The 19591-nt window shown below is 72.1% G+C and carries 18 protein-coding genes; 3 read left to right on the top strand and 15 right to left on the bottom strand.

Features of this window, described 5'->3' with window-relative positions; translation table 11 throughout:
• Positions 1-4: 4 nt before the first annotated feature.
• The 7 genes from recA to VK611_04950 all read right to left on the bottom strand — a co-directional run bounded on the left by recA (position 5) and on the right by VK611_04950 (position 8272).
• The gene (gene recA, locus VK611_04980; GenBank protein ID HMG40657.1) at positions 5-1060 is read right to left on the bottom strand and encodes a recombinase RecA; all 1056 of its coding nucleotides are present in this window, start codon (positions 1058-1060) and stop codon (positions 5-7) included.
• Between the two features lie 109 nt (positions 1061-1169).
• Entirely contained in the window at positions 1170-1679 is a 510-nt protein-coding gene (locus VK611_04975; protein ID HMG40656.1) for a 2'-5' RNA ligase family protein, read from the bottom strand.
• Between the two features lie 10 nt (positions 1680-1689).
• The gene (locus tag VK611_04970; protein ID HMG40655.1) at positions 1690-2934 is read right to left on the bottom strand and encodes a competence/damage-inducible protein A; all 1245 of its coding nucleotides are present in this window, start codon (positions 2932-2934) and stop codon (positions 1690-1692) included.
• A complete protein-coding gene (locus VK611_04965) occupies positions 2924-3508 on the bottom strand; it encodes a CDP-alcohol phosphatidyltransferase family protein (protein HMG40654.1) in 585 nt (194 codons plus the stop codon). Before VK611_04965 ends, VK611_04970 begins: the two co-directional genes overlap by 11 nt.
• Before the next feature lie 6 nt (positions 3509-3514).
• Entirely contained in the window at positions 3515-4834 is a 1320-nt protein-coding gene (gene rimO, locus VK611_04960; GenBank protein HMG40653.1) for a 30S ribosomal protein S12 methylthiotransferase RimO, read from the bottom strand.
• Between the two features lie 71 nt (positions 4835-4905).
• Complete coding sequence (locus tag VK611_04955; protein ID HMG40652.1) at positions 4906-5856, bottom strand: sigma factor; 951 nt, start codon at positions 5854-5856, stop codon at positions 4906-4908.
• 61 nt (positions 5857-5917) lie between these two features.
• Positions 5918-8272 (bottom strand): DNA translocase FtsK 4TM domain-containing protein, encoded by a 2355-nt coding sequence (locus tag VK611_04950; protein ID HMG40651.1) that lies wholly within the window; start codon positions 8270-8272, stop codon positions 5918-5920.
• Between the two features lie 374 nt (positions 8273-8646).
• On the opposite strand from VK611_04950, the gene VK611_04945 reads away from it, so the two are divergent.
• Together VK611_04945 and VK611_04940 are read left to right on the top strand one after the other, a co-directional pair.
• Complete coding sequence (locus tag VK611_04945; GenBank protein ID HMG40650.1) at positions 8647-11277, top strand: AAA family ATPase; 2631 nt, start codon at positions 8647-8649, stop codon at positions 11275-11277.
• Between the two features lie 69 nt (positions 11278-11346).
• Entirely contained in the window at positions 11347-11523 is a 177-nt protein-coding gene (locus VK611_04940; GenBank protein HMG40649.1) for a hypothetical protein, read from the top strand.
• Positions 11524-11574: 51 nt separating this feature from the next.
• On the opposite strand, the gene mutM is transcribed toward VK611_04940, so the two are convergent.
• The 8 genes from mutM to VK611_04900 are packed head-to-tail and all read right to left on the bottom strand — an operon-like array spanning position 11575 to position 18836.
• The gene (mutM, locus tag VK611_04935; protein ID HMG40648.1) at positions 11575-12378 is read right to left on the bottom strand and encodes a bifunctional DNA-formamidopyrimidine glycosylase/DNA-(apurinic or apyrimidinic site) lyase; all 804 of its coding nucleotides are present in this window, start codon (positions 12376-12378) and stop codon (positions 11575-11577) included.
• A gap of 10 nt (positions 12379-12388) precedes the next feature.
• Entirely contained in the window at positions 12389-14053 is a 1665-nt protein-coding gene (locus VK611_04930) for a ribonuclease J (protein HMG40647.1), read from the bottom strand.
• Entirely contained in the window at positions 14050-14952 is a 903-nt protein-coding gene (gene dapA / locus VK611_04925) for a 4-hydroxy-tetrahydrodipicolinate synthase (GenBank protein HMG40646.1), read from the bottom strand. Before dapA ends, VK611_04930 begins: the two co-directional genes overlap by 4 nt.
• Complete coding sequence (locus VK611_04920) at positions 14952-15596, bottom strand: hypothetical protein (protein ID HMG40645.1); 645 nt, start codon at positions 15594-15596, stop codon at positions 14952-14954. The genes dapA and VK611_04920 overlap by 1 nt, the downstream gene beginning before the upstream one ends.
• A 43-nt stretch (positions 15597-15639) precedes the next feature.
• Complete coding sequence (locus tag VK611_04915) at positions 15640-16791, bottom strand: ferritin-like domain-containing protein (protein HMG40644.1); 1152 nt, start codon at positions 16789-16791, stop codon at positions 15640-15642.
• Complete coding sequence (locus VK611_04910) at positions 16788-17399, bottom strand: TetR/AcrR family transcriptional regulator (protein ID HMG40643.1); 612 nt, start codon at positions 17397-17399, stop codon at positions 16788-16790. Before VK611_04910 ends, VK611_04915 begins: the two co-directional genes overlap by 4 nt.
• A 47-nt stretch (positions 17400-17446) precedes the next feature.
• Positions 17447-18028, bottom strand: a complete 582-nt coding sequence (locus VK611_04905; protein ID HMG40642.1) for a TetR/AcrR family transcriptional regulator — start codon at positions 18026-18028, stop codon at positions 17447-17449.
• Complete coding sequence (locus tag VK611_04900; protein ID HMG40641.1) at positions 18015-18836, bottom strand: SURF1 family protein; 822 nt, start codon at positions 18834-18836, stop codon at positions 18015-18017. Before VK611_04900 ends, VK611_04905 begins: the two co-directional genes overlap by 14 nt.
• A 50-nt stretch (positions 18837-18886) precedes the next feature.
• On the opposite strand from VK611_04900, the gene VK611_04895 reads away from it, so the two are divergent.
• Positions 18887-19591, top strand: a 705-nt coding sequence (locus VK611_04895) for a hypothetical protein (GenBank protein ID HMG40640.1), incomplete at its 3' end; no start/stop codon positions are given.

Genomic DNA, 19591 nt, shown 5'->3' with positions numbered 1-19591 from the left:
CCTCTCAGTCGTCCAGCGAGATGGGCTCCTCGTCGGCGGCGCTCATCACATCGTCGGGTTTCTCGGCCTCGGCGGCGTCGCCGACACCGAGCTGCGTGCGGACCTTGTCGGAGATCTCCATCATGATCTCGGGGGTGTCGGTCAGGAACTGCTTGGCGTTCTCACGCCCCTGGCCCAGCTGCTCGCCCTCGTACGTGTACCAGGCACCCGACTTCTTCACGAGGCCCAGGTCGACACCGACGTCGAGCAGCGAGCCCTCGCGGCTGATGCCCTTGCCGTACATGATGTCGAACTCGGCCTGCTTGAAGGGCGGGGCCACCTTGTTCTTCACGACCTTCACCCGGGTGCGGTTGCCGACGACCTCGACGCCGTCCTTGATCGACTCGATCCGCCGGATGTCGAGCCGCACCGACGAGTAGAACTTCAGCGCCCGGCCACCCGGCGTGGTCTCGGGCGAGCCGAACATCACGCCGATCTTCTCCCGCAGCTGGTTGATGAAGACACAGATCGTGTTGGACTTGCTGAGGTTGGCGGTGAGCTTGCGCAGCGCCTGCGACATGAGGCGGGCCTGCAGGCCGACGTGTGTGTCGCCCATGTCGCCCTCGATCTCGGCCCGGGGCGTGAGCGCCGCCACCGAGTCGATCACGATGACGTCGATCGACCCCGAACGGATCAGCATGTCGGTGATCTCGAGCGCCTGCTCCCCGGTGTCGGGCTGGGAGATGAGGAGCTCGTCGATGTCGACCCCGATGGCCTTCGCATAGACGGGATCCATGGCGTGCTCGGCGTCGACGTAGGCACAGATGCCGCCGTTGCGCTGGGCCTCGGCCACCACGTGCATGGCCAGCGTCGACTTGCCCGACGACTCCGGCCCGTAGATCTCGGTGACGCGTCCCTTGGGCAGGCCCCCGATGCCGAGCGCGATGTCCAACGACATCGCCCCGGTGGAGATCGCTTCGATGCCCATGCTGGTGCGCTCGCCCATGCGCATCACAGAGCCCTTGCCGAACTGCTTCTCGATCTGACTCAGGGCCATCTCGAGGTTCTTGTCTCGGTCCACCTTGGCGGTCCTTTCTAAGGGGGAGGGATCTTCTACTCGAGACCCTAAGAAGCCCCTGTGACAGTTAAGGGCCGGATGACAGCAATGTAGTTTCCGAACACCCGTTCGATCAAGGATGGTGGGTCGGAAAGGTGGCGAGCGTCTCGTAGCGGGGGCCGTCGGGGCCCAGGTGGCTGCGGACCAAGGCGACCTCCGGCACCGGCCAGTGCAGGTCGACGGGGGTGCCGGCCAATGATCTGGCCACCACTCCCCTGCGGCCCCTCGCCCGGGCCAGCGTGAGGTGGCCGCGGAAGGGACGGTCTTCGTCGGGGCCGATGTGGGTGATCGCGGCGGCGAGGGCGTCGACGCCGGCGACCGGGACGCACAGGACCTGGCGGCCCAGGCGGGTCACGCCGGGGGTGGCCTCAGCCTCGGCGGCGGGGAGGCGGGTCGCAGCCAACGCCTCCAAGACCGGAGCGACGTCGGCGACCTCGCCGAGGAACCGGAGCGTCACGTGGAGCTGCTCACGGGTGACCCAGCGCAGGGACTCGGCGTCGGGGCGACGGCGGAGGTCGACGACCACCTCGACCAGGGCGTCGAGGACGTCGTCCGGAGGTTGCGCCGCGACGAACAGCCGCATCCCGGCGTGTCTAGTCGGTGGCGGAGAGGCGGTGGCGGAGGAGGTCGAGGAGCGAGATGCAGGCGAACTGGCGGACGCGCTCACGGTCGCCCGGCAGGGTGACCCGGGTGACCAGGGGCTTCTCGTCCAGGCCGTCGACGGCGAGGAAGACCGTGCCCGGGAGCTCGTCGTCCTGGGTGTCGGGGCCGGCCACGCCGGTCACCCCCAGGCCGACATCGGCGCCCAGCACCGAACGGACGCCCGACGCCATCGCGGCGGCCGCCGTCTCGCTCACCACCGGGCCCTCGGGGACGTCGAGCAGCGTGTACTTCACGTCGGAGGCGTAGGCCACCACTCCCCCACGGAACCAGGCGCTGGCGCCCGGCACGTTCACCAGGCGGGCCGCCACCAGGCCGCCCGTCAGCGACTCGGCCACCGCCAGCGTCAGGCCCCGCTCTTCCAACAAGGCCGCCACCGCGTGCTCCATCCCCATGCCGTCGATCCCGAAGACCAGCGAGCCCAGCATCCCCCGCAGCACCGCCTCCTCGGCGTCGAGCACGGCCTCGGCCTCGGCGTCGGTCGCCGCCTTCACCGTCATCCGCACCTTCAGCCCCTCGATGCCGCTGGCCAGGTAGGCCAGGGTCACGGTGCCCGAAGCGTCCAGCTCGGTGACGTGGTCGGCCAGGCGCTCGGCCAGGCCCGACTCGCTCTCGCCCCACGTCCGCAGCGTCCGGGAGCGGATCACCGCCGGCTGACCCGAACGACGCTGCAGGTCGGGGATCACCGCCCCCAGGAAGATCGCCTTCATCTCGTAGGGCACCCCCGGCAGGGCGTAGACGACACCGTCGCCCACCGGGCAGATCAGCCCCGGCGCCGTGCCCGGCTGCGGGTCGGCGATGGCCGTCGCCCCCTCCGGCACCATCGCCTGGCGCAGGTTGTTGGCCGGCATGCGGCGACCCCGGGAGGCGAACATCTCCAGGACGCGGTCGGCGACGTCGTCGTCCTGCACCAGCCGCACGCCCATCACCGCCGCGATGGCCTCCCGGGTGATGTCGTCCTGGGTGGGCCCCAGCCCGCCGCAGACCACCACGGCGTCGGACCGCGACAGCGCCAGGGCGATCGCGTCGACCATGCGCTCCTGGTTGTCGCCGACCGTCTGACCGTTGGTGCAGTCGATGCCGGCCAGCGCCAGCTGCTCGCCCAACCACGCCGAGTTCGTGTCGACGATCTGGCCCAGCAGCAGCTCGGTGCCGACGGCGACGATCTCACAACGCATCGGACGCAGCTCCCCGTACCCCGCCCGACGACGTCGAACGGCTTCCTTCCATCACGTACTGCGCGCCCGTGACCAGCGTGAGCGCCACCGCCACCCACAGGGTCAGCGTGACGACGTCGTGGGTGTCCTCGAACGGCGGGGCCAGGGCCAGGCCCACCGCCACCGACTGCACCACCGTCTTCACCTTGGCCAGGAAGCGGGCCGGCACCGCCAGGCCACGCCGCCCCCAGTAGGAGCGGAAGACCGAGATACCCACCTCCCGCATGGCGATCAGCGCCACCGGGAGCCACCAGAAGCCGCCGACCACCACGACCGCCCACATGGCCCCCAGCACCAGGGCCTTGTCGGCCAGGGGGTCGAGGAAGGCGCCCGAGCGGGTGGTGCCCATGCGGCGGGCCAGCCAGCCGTCGAGCCCGTCGGTGGACGCCAGCACGGTCCAGATCACCAACGCCACCCACGACGGGCCGTCGGTGGCCAGGATCAGCAGCCACAGCAGCGGGGCGAACATCAGCCGCCCGATGGTGACGTAGTTGGCCGGGGTGGCGATGGCCGACGGGCCGAACGAGGTCGCCATGCCCGGTCAGCCCGGGACTGCGTGCGAAGGACCGGAGTCGGGCCTCGATGTGCTCGGCGGCCCGCCCGCTGCGTCGGCGTCGGCCTCGGCGTCGAGGTCGGGCCCGGCGGCACCGGTGATCTGGACCTTGACCAGGGAACCGACCGGCAGCGAGGTGGGCACGTTGACGATGCCGTCGATCTCCGGCGCCTCGCGGTGGCTGCGGGCCACGCCCGGCTGGTCGACCAGCACCTCGACGGTCGAGCCGATCAGCTCGTCACGCCGGGCCGCGGTGATCGGATCCTGCAGGTCGCGCAGCTCCGCCAGCCGCTCCTGCATCAGCACCCGGTCGACCTGGCCGTCGAGGTCGGCGGCGTAGGTGCCGTCCTCGCGGCTGTACGGGAAGAAGCCCACCCAGTCGACCTGGGCGGTCTCGACGAAGCGGAGCAGCTCGTCGTGGTCCTGCTCGGTCTCGCCCGGGTAGCCGACGATGAAGTTGGAGCGGAACGTCGCCTCGGGCACCCGCGCCCGGATCGCCTCGATGCGCTCGAGGAAGCGCTCGCCGTCGCCCCAGCGGCGCATGCGGCGCAGCAGCGGGCGCGCCACGTGCTGCAACGACAGGTCGAAGTAGGGGACGCCGGTGGCACAGATCGCATCGATCAGACCGTCGGTGAGATCGGAGGGATACAGGTACAGCAGGCGCGACCGGTCGACCCGGGCCGCCACCGCCTCCAGCAGCGGGACGATCTGGCGACTGCCCTGCCCCTGGTCGCGGCCGTAGGCGGCCAGGTCCTGGGCCACCAGCACGATCTCGCGGACGCCGCCGCCGGCCAGCGCGTCGACCTCGTCGAGGATCGACTCCTGGGTGCGGCTCCGCTGGGGCCCCCGGAAGCTGGGGATGGCGCAGAAGCCACAGGCCCGGTCGCAGCCCTCGGCGATCTTCACGTAGGCCCACGGGGCCGTGGGTGCCGGGCGGGGCAGGTTGAGCAGGTCGAAGGACGGCGCCTTGCGGGTGGGCCCCAGCGACACGGGGACGCCGAAGCCGACCACCGCGTCGGCCTCCGGCAGGGCCTCGGCCAGGTCGTCGCCGTAGCGCTCGGCCAGGCAACCGGTGACCACCAGCTCGGCGTCACGCTCCCGGGTGCGGTCGGACAGGCCGAGGATCGTGTCGATCGACTCCTGCCGGGCCTCCTCGACGAAGGCGCAGGTGTTGACGACCACCAGGTCGGCAGCTTCGGGCGACTCGGCGGGCACGAGCCCGTCGGCCAGCAGGGTGCCCGTGAGCTTGTCGGAGTCGACGTGGTTCTTGGGGCACCCCAGCGTCTCCACCCAGAACCTGCGGACCATCAGGGGAAGGCTAGTGGTCAGACCCTCGACACCAGCAGTTCAACCGGGTGCTTCTGCGGGCGGGGTGCTGCTCACGGCACGATCCAGCCGGTCTTCAGCGTGATCGAGCCGTCGAGCTGGAGGCACAGCGGAGCTCGGGGCAGGTCGTGGAAGCGGAAGGCGCCGGTCTCGTCGGTCGTGTCGACCTGCTCGCCGCCCGGCCAGCGGGCGACGACCTTCACGGGAAGGCAGCCGCCGACGTCGCCGGTCAGCACCACGTCGTCGCCCTTCACCTCGACGGTCACCTCCACGCCGTCGAGCCCGACCGCGAACCGGGCCTGGTGCACGATGCCGAGGCCGAGGAGCGACCGGCTCGACACGTACGTCCGCTCCGCGACGGGCGCGTCGAGCAGCACCCAGGCGAAGGCGACGCGCGCCGCGGCCCGCCACTCGCCCGGCACGGCGTCGTCGGCCGCCAGCGCCGCCTGCAGCTCACCCAGCATCTCGTCGGGCGGGGTGCCGGTCATGCGGCCGAGGCGCTGCAGGCAGCGGTCGCACGACGGGGCGATCTCGTCGACGGCGAGGTCGAGCGCGGCCCCGACATCGGCGTCGGACGGGCGCGGCGACGTCGCCGCCAACCGCAGCAACCGCTGGCAGCGGGCGCCGACCCGGGCGAACGCGGCAGCCGTCCCGTGGCGGGACGACCGACCGAGCCGGGCCGTCGCGTCGCCACGGCGGCGGGACGACCAGCGGCCGTCGAGGCACGACGTCCGGGTCGCGCCGGCGATCCAGCTGCCCAGGGCCTCCGGCCGGCGGATGCGCGGCAGCCGCTCGGCCAGCTGCAGCCACACGACCTGGTTGACCTCCGCCGCGGCGTCGGCGTCGAGCCCGTAGGCGGCGCAGGTCGCCCGCACCAGCGGGAGGTGCAGCTCCACGAGCTGACGCCACGACTCCTCGCAACCGGCGCCGGCGCCCTCCAACAGCTCCGAGGGGGCGGCCGCGCCCACAGCCGGCTCCCGCTCGTTGCCCACCCTTTGTGACACAGCGCCCTACTCCACGACGTTCCCCAGAACGTGCGCAATCCTACGTTACGGAGCGACGCCGTTACTCGTCTGACTGCGTCTCTTCCAGCTCTTCGACCGTCATCAGCACCGCCCGCGCCTTCGAGCCCTCCGACGGGCCGACCACACCGCGCTGCTCCAGCAGGTCCATCAGGCGACCCGCCCGGGCGAAGCCCACCCGCAGCTTGCGCTGCAGCATCGACGTGGACCCCAGCTGGCTGCGGACGATCAGCTCCATGGCCTGGTTGAGCAGGTCGTCATCGTCGTCGTCCCCACCTGACCGGCCGCCGCCACCACCACCGGGACTGCCCTCCTCGGCGCCCTGGACCGACTCGTCGAACGCGATGTCGGGCGCCTGGCGCTTCCACACCGCGGCGATCTTGCGGACCTCTTCCTCGTTGACCCAGGCGCCCTGCAGCCGCCGGGGCACCGACGAGCCGCCCTCCAGCAGCAGCATGTCGCCCTTGCCGATGAGCCGCTCGGCGCCCTGCTGGTCGAGGATCACCCGGCTGTCGGTCACCGACGACACCGCGAACGCCAGGCGGGCCGGCACGTTGGCCTTGATGAGGCCGGTGATCACGTTGACGGACGGCCGCTGCGTGGCGATCACCAGGTGGATGCCCACCGCCCGGGCCATCTGGGCGATGCGGCAGATGGACTCCTCCACGTCGCGCGCCGCCACCATCATCAGGTCGGCCAGCTCGTCGATCACGACCAGGATGTAGGGCAGGTGGGGGAACTCGCGGACGGGCTCGCCGGCAGCGTCGGTGTCGGGCTTCAGGTCGCCCCGGCCGACCGCGGCGTTGTAGCCGTTGATGTCGCGGAACCCGACCTCGGCCAGCAGGTCGTAGCGGCGCTCCATCTCCTTCACCGCCCAGGCCAGAGCGTTCGCCGCCTTCTTCGGGCTGGTCACCACCTGGGTGAGCAGGTGGGGAAGGCGGTCGTACTGGCCCATCTCCACCCGCTTGGGGTCGATCAGGATCATCCGCACCTGGTCGGGCGTGGAGCGCACCAGCACCGAGGTGAGCAGCGAGTTGAGGCAGCTCGACTTGCCCGCGCCGGTGGCGCCGGCGATGAGCAGGTGGGGCATCGCCGCGAGGTTCATGAGCACCGAGCGACCGTTGATGTCTCGCCCGACGGCGACGTCGAGCGGGTGCTTGGCCCGGCGCGCCTCGTCGCTGACCAGGATGTCGCCCAGCGAGACGACCTGCCGGCGCACGTTCGGCACCTCGATGCCGATGGCCTGCTTGCCCGGGATCGGCGCCAGGATGCGCACGTCGGGGGTGGCCATCGCGTAGGCGATGTCCTTGTGGAGGCTGGTGACCCGGTTGACCTTCACGCCGGGGCCGAGCTCCAGCTCGTAGCGGCTCACCGTGGGGCCGACGACCGTGCCGACCAGGCGGGTCTCGACGCCGTGGTCGGCCAGCGCCTTCTCCAGGGTGCGGCCGGTCTCCTCGACGGCCCGCTTGTCGATCTGCTGGGCGCCGCTGCGCTCGAGGAGGGTGGCCGCCGGCAGCTTCCAGGGCGACGCCTTGGCGGCCGGGCCCAGCGCGATCTCGAGCTGCTCGACCTCGCCCGACGACTCCGCCGCCTCCTCGATCACCGCCTCGGCCTTGCGCTTCGACCGGCGCTTGGCGGCCCCGGCGGCCTTGGCCGCGGCGACGGCCGCGGGGTCGAGCTTCTCCTCGAGGGTGTCGTCGTCGCTCTGCTGGCCGTAGTCGTAGATGCTGCCCTCGCCGTCGCGCCCGTAGCCGGAGTCGCCGAAGTCGGGCTCGGGCACCTGGAAGAACGCGGCGAACGGCCGCACCGCGGCCCGGGCCAGCGGTCGGACCCCGGCGGCCGTCCGGTCGGCGGCCACCCGGATGGGCGTGCGGGTGAGCACGACCACGCCGAGCAGGGCGACCGCGGACAGCACCAGCGTGGTGCCCCACGTCGAGAGCATCGTGAACAGCGGACCGCCGACGGCCGCGCCGAACCAGCCGCCGGCGTGGCGCAGCTCCTCGGACTCCGCCGACTCGGGGGCGCCCGCGTTGACGTGGAGCAGCCCGGCGGCGGCTGTCGCCATCAGGGCGAGGCCGACGATCACCTGGGCGGCTTCGGCCGGCTGCACGGCGGCGGGGTCGACGGAGCGGCGCCGGGTGCGCGGCTCGTCGTCGTCCTCGTCGTCGGCGACACGCGTGTCCCACGGACCGGGGCGCCGCCACCAGATCAGGGCACCCCCGCCCACCACCAGCGCCACCGGGATCGCCACCCGCAGGCGGCCGAACACCACGGCGAAGGCGTCGGCCAGGGCGCGGCCGGCTGGTCCGCCGGCCTCGCCGTAGATACCCAGGGCGGCGACGCAGCCGGCGGCGAAAAGTGCGACACCGGCGATGTCGTCGCCGTGACGGACGAACACCCGGGCGGTGCCGACCAGGACCCGCCAGGTGAGCGACGGGCCGCGCGGCGCGGACTTCAGGCGGCGGCTACGGCGGGGCGAACGGGTGGTCCGGTTCGCCCGCGTCCGACTTGGCGAACGGCCAGAAGGTGTCGTCCGCGTCCTGGACCGCTTCCCTGAGCGGTTGCGGGAGTTCTGTCGCGCCGCCACAACGCAAGCGAAGCTACCAGTCGCCACCTCGGAGTTAGCGGACCCCTTCCGGCGAAACCCCGGATCCGCCTGGGCTTTCGCGACCGCACACCGGACCGCCGGCACGACCCGTACCAACCACCCCGCCGCCGCCCCAAGAGGTGAATGGCAGCGGAGCTGCATTCGCTGATCACTAGGATGCTCATGTGCCGCCGGGTTCTTGGCCCCTGGTGGGGCGGGACGAAGAGCTGGCCATGGCTCGGCAGGTCCTGGCCGGTAAGGGCGCGGGCATCGTCGTCAGCGGCACTCCCGGCGTCGGCAAGACACGGTTCGCGGAGGAGCTCCTCGCCGGCCTCGATCGCGCCGGCGTGCAGGTGGTCCGCATGATGGCGACCCGGGCCGCGGCCACGATCCCGCTGGGCGCCGCCGCCACCGTGTTCGCCGACATCCCCGGCGGCATCCTCCAGACCGGCCCCGTGCCGATCGTGACGTCGGAGCCCGAGGCCGGCTCGCGCCACGCCGCCGAGCAGGCCATCGTGCAGCGCGCCGCGGCGTCGCCCCTGGTGGTGGGCATCGACGACGCCCACCTGCTCGACGAGGCCACGGCCCAGCTCGTGCACCACCTCGCCCGCTCGGGCCAGGCGCGGCTGGTGCTCACCCTCCGCGGCGGCGAGCCGACGCCGGCGGCGATCGACGCCCTGGCCGGCGAGGGCCTGTGCACCCGGCTCGACCTGCAGCCCCTCAGCCGCGACGAGATCGGGCGGCTGCTCGTCGAGTCGCTGGGCGGCCAGGTGGAGACGCACACGGCCGAGAACCTGTGGCGGGTGTCGGCCGGCAACGTGCTGTTCCTGCGGGAGCTGTGCCGTGACGCCGTCGAACGAGGGCTGCTCACCCAGCAGCACGGCGTGTGGACCTGGCGGGGCACGCCAGTCCTGGGCGCCCGCCTGCAGGAGCTGCTCGACGCCCGGCTGGGTCGGCTCACCGGGCCGGAGCGCGACGCCACCGCCCTGCTGGCACTGGGCGAGCCCCTCCTCCGCTCGGTGCTCGACGCCGCCACCGTGCCCGGCACCGTCCACCGGCTGATCGACCGCGGGCTGGTCCACGAGGAGGCGTCGACGGTGCGGCTGTCGCACCCGCTCTACGCCGAGAGCCTGCGCGGGCGGCTGGGACCGCTGGAGACCACCGACCTGTACGGCCGCCTGGCGGAAGGCCTGCTCAGCCAGGGTGTGGTGACGCCCGACGATCGCCTGCGCCTCGCCGTGTGGTCGATCACCGCCGGCCGCCGCCTCGACCGCTCGCTGGTGGTCGCCGCCGCCCGCGACGCCTTCGACCGGGGCGACGCCGCGCTGGCGGAGCGCCTGGCCCGCACCGAGTACCCCGACCCGGCGGCGGCTCTCGTGCTGGGCGAGGCCCTCACCGCCCTCCGCCGCGGCGAGGAAGCCGAGAGCATCCTGTCCCCGTTGGCCGCGACGGTCACCGCCGACGACGAGGCGACGCTCGTCGGCATCGCCGTCGCCCGGTTGGCGGCCCACCGGTCGCCGCGGTTGGGGTTGGCGGCGGCACGGCAGCTGGCGGCGGAGTCGGCCGGGCGGGTGACGCGGCCGGGGAACCGGCAGCTGCTGGAGGCCGCGCTGGCGGACACGCTGGGCTACCGGGGACGCATCTCCGAGGGCGGCGAGCTGGCGTTCCCGCTGCTCGACTCGTCGGAGCCCAAGGCCCGGGCCATGGCGGTGGGGCCGGCCTCCCGCTGGCTGGTCCACGCCGGCCGGGCCGAGGACGCCGTGGTCGTGGGCCGCAACGCCCTGGCCGACGCCTTCGCCGGCGCCGCCGAGACGCCGTGGGCCCCGGAGGTGGTGGTCGGGAACCTGGGGATCGCCCTCCTCGCCACCGGCCGGCTCGACGAGCTGACCGACCTGTGCACCGCCGTCGACACCCCGGCCACCGGGCCGGGCCGCCTCCAGGGCCTGGTCACGCTGCTGCGTGGCGCCGGCACCCTCCTGGCCGGGCTGCCCGCCTCCGCCCGGGGCCTGCTGCGGGAGGCGGTGCTGAGCTTCGAGCGGGCCGACGCCGTGGGCCACCGCTCGTGGGCGCTGGCGCTGCTGGCCGAGGCCGAAGCCATGCTGGGCCAGCTGCCGGCCGCCGAGCAGGCCATCGCCGCCATCCCGTCACGCAACAGCACCCACGTCTACTTCGACCGCCGCCGCACCGCGCTCGTGGTCACCGCCGCGGCCGGCGAGGTCGGCAAGGCGGCCCGCCAGGCGGTCGAGCTGGCCGACGAGGCCCGGGCCACCCGCTCCCCCTTCTTCGAGCTGACGTCCGCCTACACGGCGATGCGGCTGGGAGCGGTGGAGGAGGCCCGGCGGGTGGTCGCGCTGGCGCCGTCCACCCAGGGCGTGCTCACCGCCGCGTTCGCCGAGCACGCCGCCGCGCTGCTGCGGGACGACGGCGAGCGCCTCGACAGGGTGGCCACCAACTTCCATCGCCTCGGCCTGCGCATCCTGGCGACGGAGGCGGCGGTGCACGCGTCGCTGGCGTACCGGCGGGAGGGCCTCGGTGCCCGGGCGCGGGCGGCGTCGACCCGGGCCGCCATGCTGCACACCGCCTGCGAGGGCGCCCGCACGCCGATCCTGGCGCAGGGCACGGTCGTCGCCGACCTGACCCGGCGGGAGCGCGAGGTCGCCCTGCTCGCCGCCCAGGGGATGACCAGCCGCCGCATCGCCACCAGGCTGGGGGTCTCCGTGCGCACGGTCGACAACCAGCTCGGGCGGGTCTACACGAAGCTGGGCGTGGCCGGCCGGCGGGAGCTCGCCGCCGTGGTCGACCGCCTGGCCCGCTGAGAACGGGCGCCTGTTGCGTACCTACCTGCTCATGACAGATCGCGCCGTTACCCGTACCGTGCGCGGTCCATGGAGCGGGTCGAGGCGATCGGGCGACTGCCGTCCACCTATGCCGCCGTCGTCGAGCTGCTCGACGAGGGCGCCGACGAGGCCGCCATCGCCGAGCGCCTGGGCGTCGAGCCCACGAGCGTGCCCGCCCTCGTCGTGGTCGCCCGGGCCAAGCTCGCCCGCCTCCTCGCTCTTTGAAGGGAACCGACCCTATTGGGGTCGTTTCCCTTCAAAGACGCTGGCTCAGGCTCAGCGGCGCTGGCAGGTGGGGCACCAGGTGGTCGACCGGCCGTCGAGCAGCGTGCGGCGCAGCTCGGTGCCGCAGCGCAGGCACGGCTGGCCCGCCCGGCCGTAGACCGCCAGCCGCCGGCGGTTCTCCCCCGCCCCACCGTTGAAGTTGCGGTAGTCGCGGAGCGTGGTGCCTCCGTTGTCGAGGCTGGCCCGCATGACGTGTCGCAGCGCGTCCAGCAGCTCGGCGGCCTGGGCCCGGGTGATCGTCCGCTTCCGGGGGTGGACCTGCGCCAGCCACAGCGCCTCGTCGGCGTAGATGTTGCCGACGCCCGCCAGGGGCCTCTGGCTGAGCAGCTGCGTCTTGATCGCCCGCCGACTCCCCTTCAACGCCCGCCAGAAGTCCTCGGCGGTGAGCGCCGGGTCGAGGGCGTCGAGCCCCTGTACGGCCAGCGTCCCCAGGTACTCGCCCCGGGGCACCACGGCCAGCCGCCCGAACCGCCGCACGTCCCGGAACGCCAGCACGTCCGTCCCGTCGTCGAGCACCCACCACGCCCGCGTATAGGGGTCGGTGACGGCGTCCTCCCGCGGAAGGATCTGCAACGACCCCGTCATCCCCAGGTGAACGACCAGCTCCCGCTCGTCGTCGAGCCCCAACAACAGGTACTTCCCCCGCCGATCGACACCCACGACCGTCGTCCCGGCCGCCTCGAGCGCGGGCACGAACTTCGGATGCAGGAACGCCCAGGCCTCACCGAGCTCGCGCCCGACGATGGCCGGCTCCAGCTCCCGCCGGATGGTCTCGACCTCGGGAAGCTCCGGCATCTCGCCGGCCTCAGGCCTCCATGACCACGGGGACGATCATCGGGCGGCGGCGCGTGCGGTCGGACACGAACTTGCCCGCGGCCCGGCGCACCACCCGCGACAGCGCCTCGATGTCGGTGGCGTTCTCGGCGAACGCCTCCTTGATCGCCTGGCGCACCACGTCGGCGCACTCGGCCAGCAGCGGCTCGGCCTCGGGGGCGTACACCCAGCCCCGAGTGATCACCTCGGGCCCGGTCAGGATCGCGCCGTCGGCCTGCGACACCGTGACCACCACCACGACCACGCCCTCCTCGGCCAGCACCCGCCGGTCGCGCAGCACGCCGTGGCCCACGTCGCCGACGATGCCGTCGACGTACAGGTAGCCGGCCGGCACCGTGCCGTCGACCCGGAGGCCGCTCTCGTCGAGCAGGAGCTGGTCGCCGTCGGTGCACACGATCGTGTGGTCCTCGGGCACGACACCCATCTGCCGGGCCAGGCGGGCGTGGGCCACCATGTGGCGGTACTCGCCGTGCACGGGCACGAACCACTCGGGCCGGGCGATCGACAGGAGCGTCTTCAGCTCCTCCTGCTTGGCGTGGCCCGAGGCGTGGACGTCGTGGATGCCCGAGTGGACGACCTCGGCGCCGAGGCGGACGAGCCCGTCGATCACCTTGGACACGTTCATCTCGTTGCCCGGGATCGGGTGCGACGACAGGATCACCGTGTCGTCGGCGCCGACCTCCAGCCAGCGGTTGTTGCGGGTGGCCATCAGCGCCAGCGCCGACATCGGCTCGCCCTGGGAGCCCGTGGAGATCACGCACACCTCGCCGGGCGGCATGTCGTCGACGTCGTCGATGTCGACCAGCGCGTACTCGGGGATGTCGAGCAGGCCCATGGAGCGGGCCAGCTTCACGTTCTTCTTCATCGACAGGCCGAGCGTGGCGACCTTGCGACCGTGCTCGATCGCGGCGTCCGCGATCTGCTGCACCCGGTGGATGTGGCTGGCGAAGCAGGCGATGACGATGCGCCGGCCGTCGTGGATGTGGAACAGCTCGTAGAGCACCTTGCCGACCGACGTCTCGCTGCGGGCGTGGCCCGGCTCGTCGGCGTTGGTGGAGTCCGACAGCAGCAGCCGGATGCCCTCGCCCGACGAGATGGCGCCGATGCGGGCCAGGTCGGTGAGGCGATCGTCGACCGGCGTGAGGTCGAGCTTGAAGTCGCCGGTGTGCAGGATCGTGCCCTGCGGCGTGTGGAAGGCCGTGGCGAAGCCGTGCGGTACCGAGTGGGTGACCGGGATGAACTCGACGTCGAACGGGCCGATCTTGCGCCGCTCGCCGTCGGACACCGGGATCAGCTCGGTGCGGTCGAGCAGGCCCGCCTCCTCGATGCGGTTCCGGGCCAGGCCCAGCGTGAGCGCCGAGCCGTAGATCGGGAACGACAGCTCGCGCAGCAGGTAGCTGAGGCCACCCATGTGGTCCTCGTGGCCGTGGGTGATGATCGCGCCCTCGACCCGGTCGGCGTTTTCGCGCAGGTAGGTGAAGTCGGGTAGGACGAGGTCGACGCCGAGCATGTCGATGTCGGGGAACATCAGCCCGACGTCGAGGAGCATGATGCGTCCGTCGACCTCGATGCAGGCGCAGTTGCGCCCGATCTCGCCCAACCCGCCCAAGAATGTCACCCTTACGGGCTGGGTCACTGCGTCAACTCCGTCAGTTCGAGCGCCTCGATGATGTGTCGTGCCCGGGCTCGGGCCTCGTCCGGCACGGGCGGCAACGGTAGCCGGCACGGCCCCGATGGCAGACCCAGCTCGGTGAGCAGCGCTTTCACGCCGCTGGCGTGCTGCCACTGGTCGTTGGCCTCGTAGGCGAACGACTCCAGCAGGCGGGCGTTGATCTCGCGGGCGGTGTCGTGGTCGCCCTTCTCGAAGGACGTGATCATCTCGCCGTGCAGGCCGGCGGACCAGTGCGTCGCCACGCCGATCACTCCGGTGGCCCCGACGGCGAGGAGCGGCAGCGTGAGGCTGTCGTCGCCGGAGATGAGGTCGAAGTCGCCGGGGGCGCCGGCGACGATCCGGGCCGACTCGTTGGGGTTGCCGCGGGCGTCCTTGATGCCGACGATGCCGGGCACCTCGGTGGCCAGCGTGACGATGGTGTCGACGCTCAGGGCGCGACCGGTGCGGCCCGGCACGTCGTACAGCACGATCGGCAGGTCGACGGCCTCGGCGAGCGCCCGGTAGTGGGCCAGCAGGCCCGCCTGGGGCGGCCGGTTGTAGTACGGCGAGACGACCAGCAGCGCGTCGACCCCGGTCTCGACGGCCCGACGGGAGAGCCCGATCGTGTGGCGGGTGTCGTTGCTGCCGGTGCCGGCCAGCAGCGGGACGTCGACCGCCGCCCGGACGGCCTGCCACAGCTCGACCGTCTCGTCGTCGCTGAGGGTGGGGCCCTCGCCGGTGGTACCGGCCAGCACCAGGCCGTCGTTGCCGTGGGCCACCAGCCACTGCGCCAGGCGGACGGCACCGTCGAGGTCGAGCGAGCCGTCCTCGTGGAACGGCGTGACCATGGCGGTCAGGACCTTGCCGAAGCGGGCGGCACCCATCAGGTCTCCTTGCTCTCGGACTCGGAGGCGCGGTCCAGGCCGAGGGTCGCCAGCAGGTCCTCGTGCAGCTCGAACCACACGGTGTGGAAGCTGGGGATCATCGGCTTCGTGACGTACTCGCGCTCCCCCGCCCAGGCCCGGTCGAGCGCCTCCTCCAGATGGGGGGCGTAGGGCCGGAAGCGCTCCAGCGCCTCGCCGAGGCGCTCGCTCATGGGGCGGACGTCGGTCAGGGCGTCGGACAGGGCGTTGAGCACCTTCTCGTCGTACGCCGGGTCGTCGTGGTCGTTGCGCACCAGGTGGCCCGACAGCTCGCGGACCTGCCAGCGGCTGCAGGCGTCGAGCACCCCGGGGTTCAGCGTGCGGAAGCGCCGGTAGCTCCGCTCGACCACGGGACGGGCGCCGGTGGTGTCGAGCTCGTCGGCCAGCAGCCGCTCGTGCTCGCTCCGACCCGCGACCGTCAGCTGCCAGCCGTTCAACAGGCCCTCACGGTGCACCACCAGCCCCAACGAGGCCAGCTCGTCGACCTCCCGCTCGACCACCGGAGCGTCGATCCCGACCGCCCCCGCCACCGCGCCGACGCCCGCGACACCCTTGAGCCGCAGCGCGTGCAGCACCAGGAGACGAACGTCGGAGGGGGAAGACATCGCCCCCGACGCTACCAGCGGGTGTTCAGCTGTCTGGGCCTGTTCAGCCGCCGCTGGTCTCGCCCGCGGCGAGCTGGAACATCTCGTACTCCTCGCCGGTGTCGGCCTGGTCCTCGAACTGGATGACGCCCAGCTCGGTGAAGCGCTCCCGCAACCAGCCGCCGTTGGCGTCGAGCAGGCCGAGCTTCTTGCAGTTGGGCACGATCTTCGAGAACAGCATCGACTGGAACATGGTGCGCTGCGGCGACGCCATCACCAGGGGCAGCACCTCCTTGGTCGACACGCCCATGCGCTCCCACACCTCCTGCTGGAGGAACCGGTCGCGCATGCGGACCGCGGCCTCGAAGGCGAACTCCTGGCGGTCCTTCATCTCGGCGTCGGTCAGCTCGGCGTAGTACTCCTTCAGGCTCAGGACCCCGAAGGCGACGTGACGGGCCTCGTCGGACATGACGTAGCGCAGCAGCTGCTTCAGCAGGGGCTCCGTGGTGAGCTGGTGCATGAAGCCGAACGCCGCCAGCGCCAGGCCCTCCACCATGATCTGCATGCCCAGGTAGGTCATGTCCCAGCGGCTGTCGGCCACGATGTCGTCGAGCAGCAGCTTGAGGTGGGCGTTCACGGGATAGTGGCCGGACAGCTTCTCGTCGAGGTACTTGGCGAACACCTCGACGTGCCGGGCCTCGTCCATCACCTGCGTCGCCGCGTAGTACTTGGCGTCGATCCACGGCACGGTCTCCACGATCTTCGCCGTGCACAGCAGCGCACCCTGCTCACCGTGGAGGAACTGGCTGAGGGTCCAGTTCTGGGTCTCGATGCCGACGTTGATCCACTCCTGCAGGCCGAACTTGGCGAACGGGGTGCCGGCGATCGAGTCGGGGTCGACGCCGAAGCCGACGATCCCGCCCATGTTGTTCTGGGCGTTGGCGATGGTGACCGCCACCTGGTCGACGTCGGTGTCCCACGGCAGGTCGGTCTCGCCGTTCCACTGGGAGCCCTTGGCCTTCTCGTAGAGGCGGTTGAGCGCCGGGCGGGCGCCCTTCTCGTAGTCCCAGGTGAAGATGGCGTCGGCGTTGTCGCCCACGGCGTGGACCAGCTCGTCGACGTCGGTGTTGCGGACCGAGAGGATGGCCTCCAGGTCGTTGATGTCGTCCCGGCCGATGATCTGCGCGTTCTCGCTCTGGCTCTGGCTCTCGCTCATGTCCGCTCCTCGGTGGTGGTGAGCGCCGGCAGCAGGTAGGTCCGCACGAACCGGCGTATCGAGTCGGGGTCCTCGGGGTCGAGCTCGGGGACCGGGCTGAAGCTGTAGGACAGGACCACGCGGGCCAGCAGCTCGCCGGCGGGTCGGACCGCTTCGTCGGGCAGGAACCGGCTGAGGTGCGGTCGGCTCAGCTCGGCGATCTCGGCCAGCAGCGGGGCCAGCCGGTGGAAGGCGAAGTGGGGCAGGATCGCCTCGGGCTCGTGGCGCACGAGGTAGTTGAGGGCGGCGTGCCCGGTGAGGACCCGCATGGCGATGCCGACGCCGACGCACACGAGGTCCTCGAGGGTGGTGGCCTGGCGGGCCTCGGAGTCGGCCTCGTGGAAGAGGCGGCCGACCTCGTGCTGGAGGACGGTCTCGACCAGGCGGTCCTTGCCACCCGGGATCACCCGGTAGACGGTGGCGCGGCTGACCCTCGCCTCCCGGGCGATGTCGTCCATGGAGGTCTTGGCGAGGCCCCAGCGCTCGACGCACCGCAGCGCCGCGTCGACCATGCGCCGCTCGAGCTCGTCGGCGGTGAGGTACCTCTCGGCCAGTTCGGCGCTCGCCACGGGTGAGACACTACATACGAATCCGTCTCACCGTCTACCCGCGGATACTACGGGTCGGGCAGGATGCCGGCGAGGAGCTGGGTGCGGACGAGCTTGTCGACCTGCTCGGGGTCGTCGAGGTGCCAGGCCCCGGGGGTGCCGATGAAGGAGACCATCAGGCGGGCCAGCAGCTCGGCCGCCTCCTGCAGCTCGACCCCCGGACGCAGGCGCTCGTCGGCCAGGCGCTGGGCCAGCTGCTCCCGCAGGACCCCCAGGATGATCGGCATCACCGTCACCAGGCGGGGCACCAGCTGGTCGGCCTCGTCCTCCAGCAGCTGCTGCAGCACGGTGTGCTCGTCGAGCTGCCGGCGGGCGGCGAGCATCCCCCCGCTCAGCCAGGTGGTGAAGTCGGGGGCGTCGTCGGTCGCCTCGCCGAGGCGGGTGAAGAACCGGCCGACCTCCCAGGAGATCACCGCCTCGATCAGCTCGTCCTTCCCCCCGGGGAAGTGCCGGTAGATCGTGGCCCGGGACAGCCCCGCCTCGTGGGCGATGCCCTCCACCGTCGCCTGTGTCAGCCCCTCGTCGGCCAGCCGGAGGTAGGCCGACCCGAGGATGCGCTCGCGGGTGGCTTCGGCCTCAGGTGGCGGCACCGGAGGCTCCGACCCGCTCGGCCCCGTCGCCGCCGTTGTCATCGCCGTCGCCGCCCGCGTCGTCGGCCTCCTTGCCCCGCCGCTGGAGCACCCGGCGGAGCACCAGCGGATAGCCGACCACCGCGATCGTCGAGAAGATGAACCACTGGAACGCGTACGACAGGTGGTTGCGCTCGCTCAGCTCGGGCGGCGGCAGGGGGACGAGGGTCTCGCGGGGGTCGCTGCTGCCGTCCTCGGCGGCGGCCGCCGGCTCGGGCGGGTCGGACTCCTCGGCCCTCACCAGGACGGGCAGCGTGTCGGGCGCGGCCAGCAGGTCCTCGAGGTCCTTGCGGACGGTGCGGTCCTGGAGCCGGGGCACCATCACCGCGCCCTCGACCTCCACCCGACCCTCGGGCGCCGCGGCCGGGTAGGGGTCACCTTCGGGACCCAGGCCCACGAACCCCCGGATGACGCCCACCCGGTCGCCGCCCTCGAGCACCAGAGGCGTGACCATCCAGTCGCCGGGCACGCCGTCCTGGGTGCGGTTGTGGACGGTGACGGTGGCGTCGTCGTCGTAGCGGCCCTCCAGGGTGACCGGGCGGGCCCGCAGCTCGTCGACCGTGGCGTCGTCGGCGTCCGCAGTGAGGACGTCGTCGAGGGCGACGGGATCCCGCTCCTGGCGAGCCTCGATGAGGGCGTTCTCGGCCTTCCGCTCGTCGAGCCGGTGCAGCTGCCAGAACCCGAGGTTCACCATCACCACCGCGAGCAGCACCACCAGCAGGTGCGACAGGATCCAAAGGGGGCCGAGCAGGAAGCGCCAGGAACGCACTCCGGCAGGGTAGGTCGGTGGTCCCGGCGGCAAGTACTCTGGCGCCCCTCGTGACGGACACCTCCACCCCCGAGACGACGCGGCAACCCCCCTCACGCAGGGCAGTCACCATCGTCGGCTCCCTGCTGGCGGTGATGGTGGTCATGAGCTACGTCGGCGACCTGATGACCACCACGTGGAGCAACACCCACCCCGCGTGGCTCCTGTCGCTCAACGCCCGGAACCGCATCCTGGCGCTGGTCACCAACTCGCTCGACGCCCCGACCTACTACGGCATCGGCATGACCCGGCTGCTGCTGAGCGACCCGCTGTTCTTCCTGCTGGGGCACTGGTACGGCGACGCCGCCATCGTGTGGATGGAGAAGCGCACGAAGACGTGGGGGCAGATGCTGCGACAGCTGGAGGGGTGGTTCGGCAAGGCCGCGTACCCGCTGGTGTTCATCGCTCCCAACAACCCGATCTGCCTGTTCGCCGGTGCCGCCGGTATGCCGATCCGGGCGTTCCTGGCCCTCAACGTGGCCGGCACCGTCGTCCGCCTCTACGTGATCCGCCGCGTCGGCGAGACCTTCGAGGCCCCGATCGACAACGTCCTCGACTGGTTCGCCGACTACCGGGCACCGTTGTTCGTCGTCTCGCTGGTGCTGCTGGTGATCTCCATCGCCCTGGAGGCCCGCAAGGGCGAGACCGAGCTGACGGCCTACTCCCACCTCGACGACGAGTTGGAAGGCGCCGAGGCCGACTCGGAGTCGAAGTCG

The organism is Acidimicrobiales bacterium (assembly GCA_035316325.1).
Lineage (GTDB): Bacteria > Actinomycetota > Acidimicrobiia > Acidimicrobiales > VFJN01 > DASXTK01.
This window is presented reverse-complemented; position numbering and strand designations above follow the sequence as displayed.

Bases quoted from the DNA above. Each gene is read 5' to 3' on its own strand.
- VK611_04975 (HMG40656.1), bottom strand. From the start codon at position 1,679: ATGCGGCTGTTCGTCGCGGCGCAACCTCCGGACGACGTCCTCGACGCC.
- VK611_04970 (HMG40655.1), bottom strand. From the start codon at position 2,934: ATGCGTTGTGAGATCGTCGCCGTCGGCACCGAGCTGCTGCTGGGCCAG.
- VK611_04965 (HMG40654.1), bottom strand. From the start codon at position 3,508: ATGGCGACCTCGTTCGGCCCGTCGGCCATCGCCACCCCGGCCAACTAC.
- rimO (HMG40653.1), bottom strand. From the start codon at position 4,834: ATGGTCCGCAGGTTCTGGGTGGAGACGCTGGGGTGCCCCAAGAACCAC.
- VK611_04940 (HMG40649.1), top strand. From the start codon at position 11,347: ATGGAGCGGGTCGAGGCGATCGGGCGACTGCCGTCCACCTATGCCGCC.
- mutM (HMG40648.1), bottom strand. From the start codon at position 12,378: ATGCCGGAGCTTCCCGAGGTCGAGACCATCCGGCGGGAGCTGGAGCCG.
- dapA (HMG40646.1), bottom strand. From the start codon at position 14,952: ATGGGTGCCGCCCGCTTCGGCAAGGTCCTGACCGCCATGGTCACGCCG.
- VK611_04920 (HMG40645.1), bottom strand. From the start codon at position 15,596: ATGTCTTCCCCCTCCGACGTTCGTCTCCTGGTGCTGCACGCGCTGCGG.
- VK611_04915 (HMG40644.1), bottom strand. From the start codon at position 16,791: ATGAGCGAGAGCCAGAGCCAGAGCGAGAACGCGCAGATCATCGGCCGG.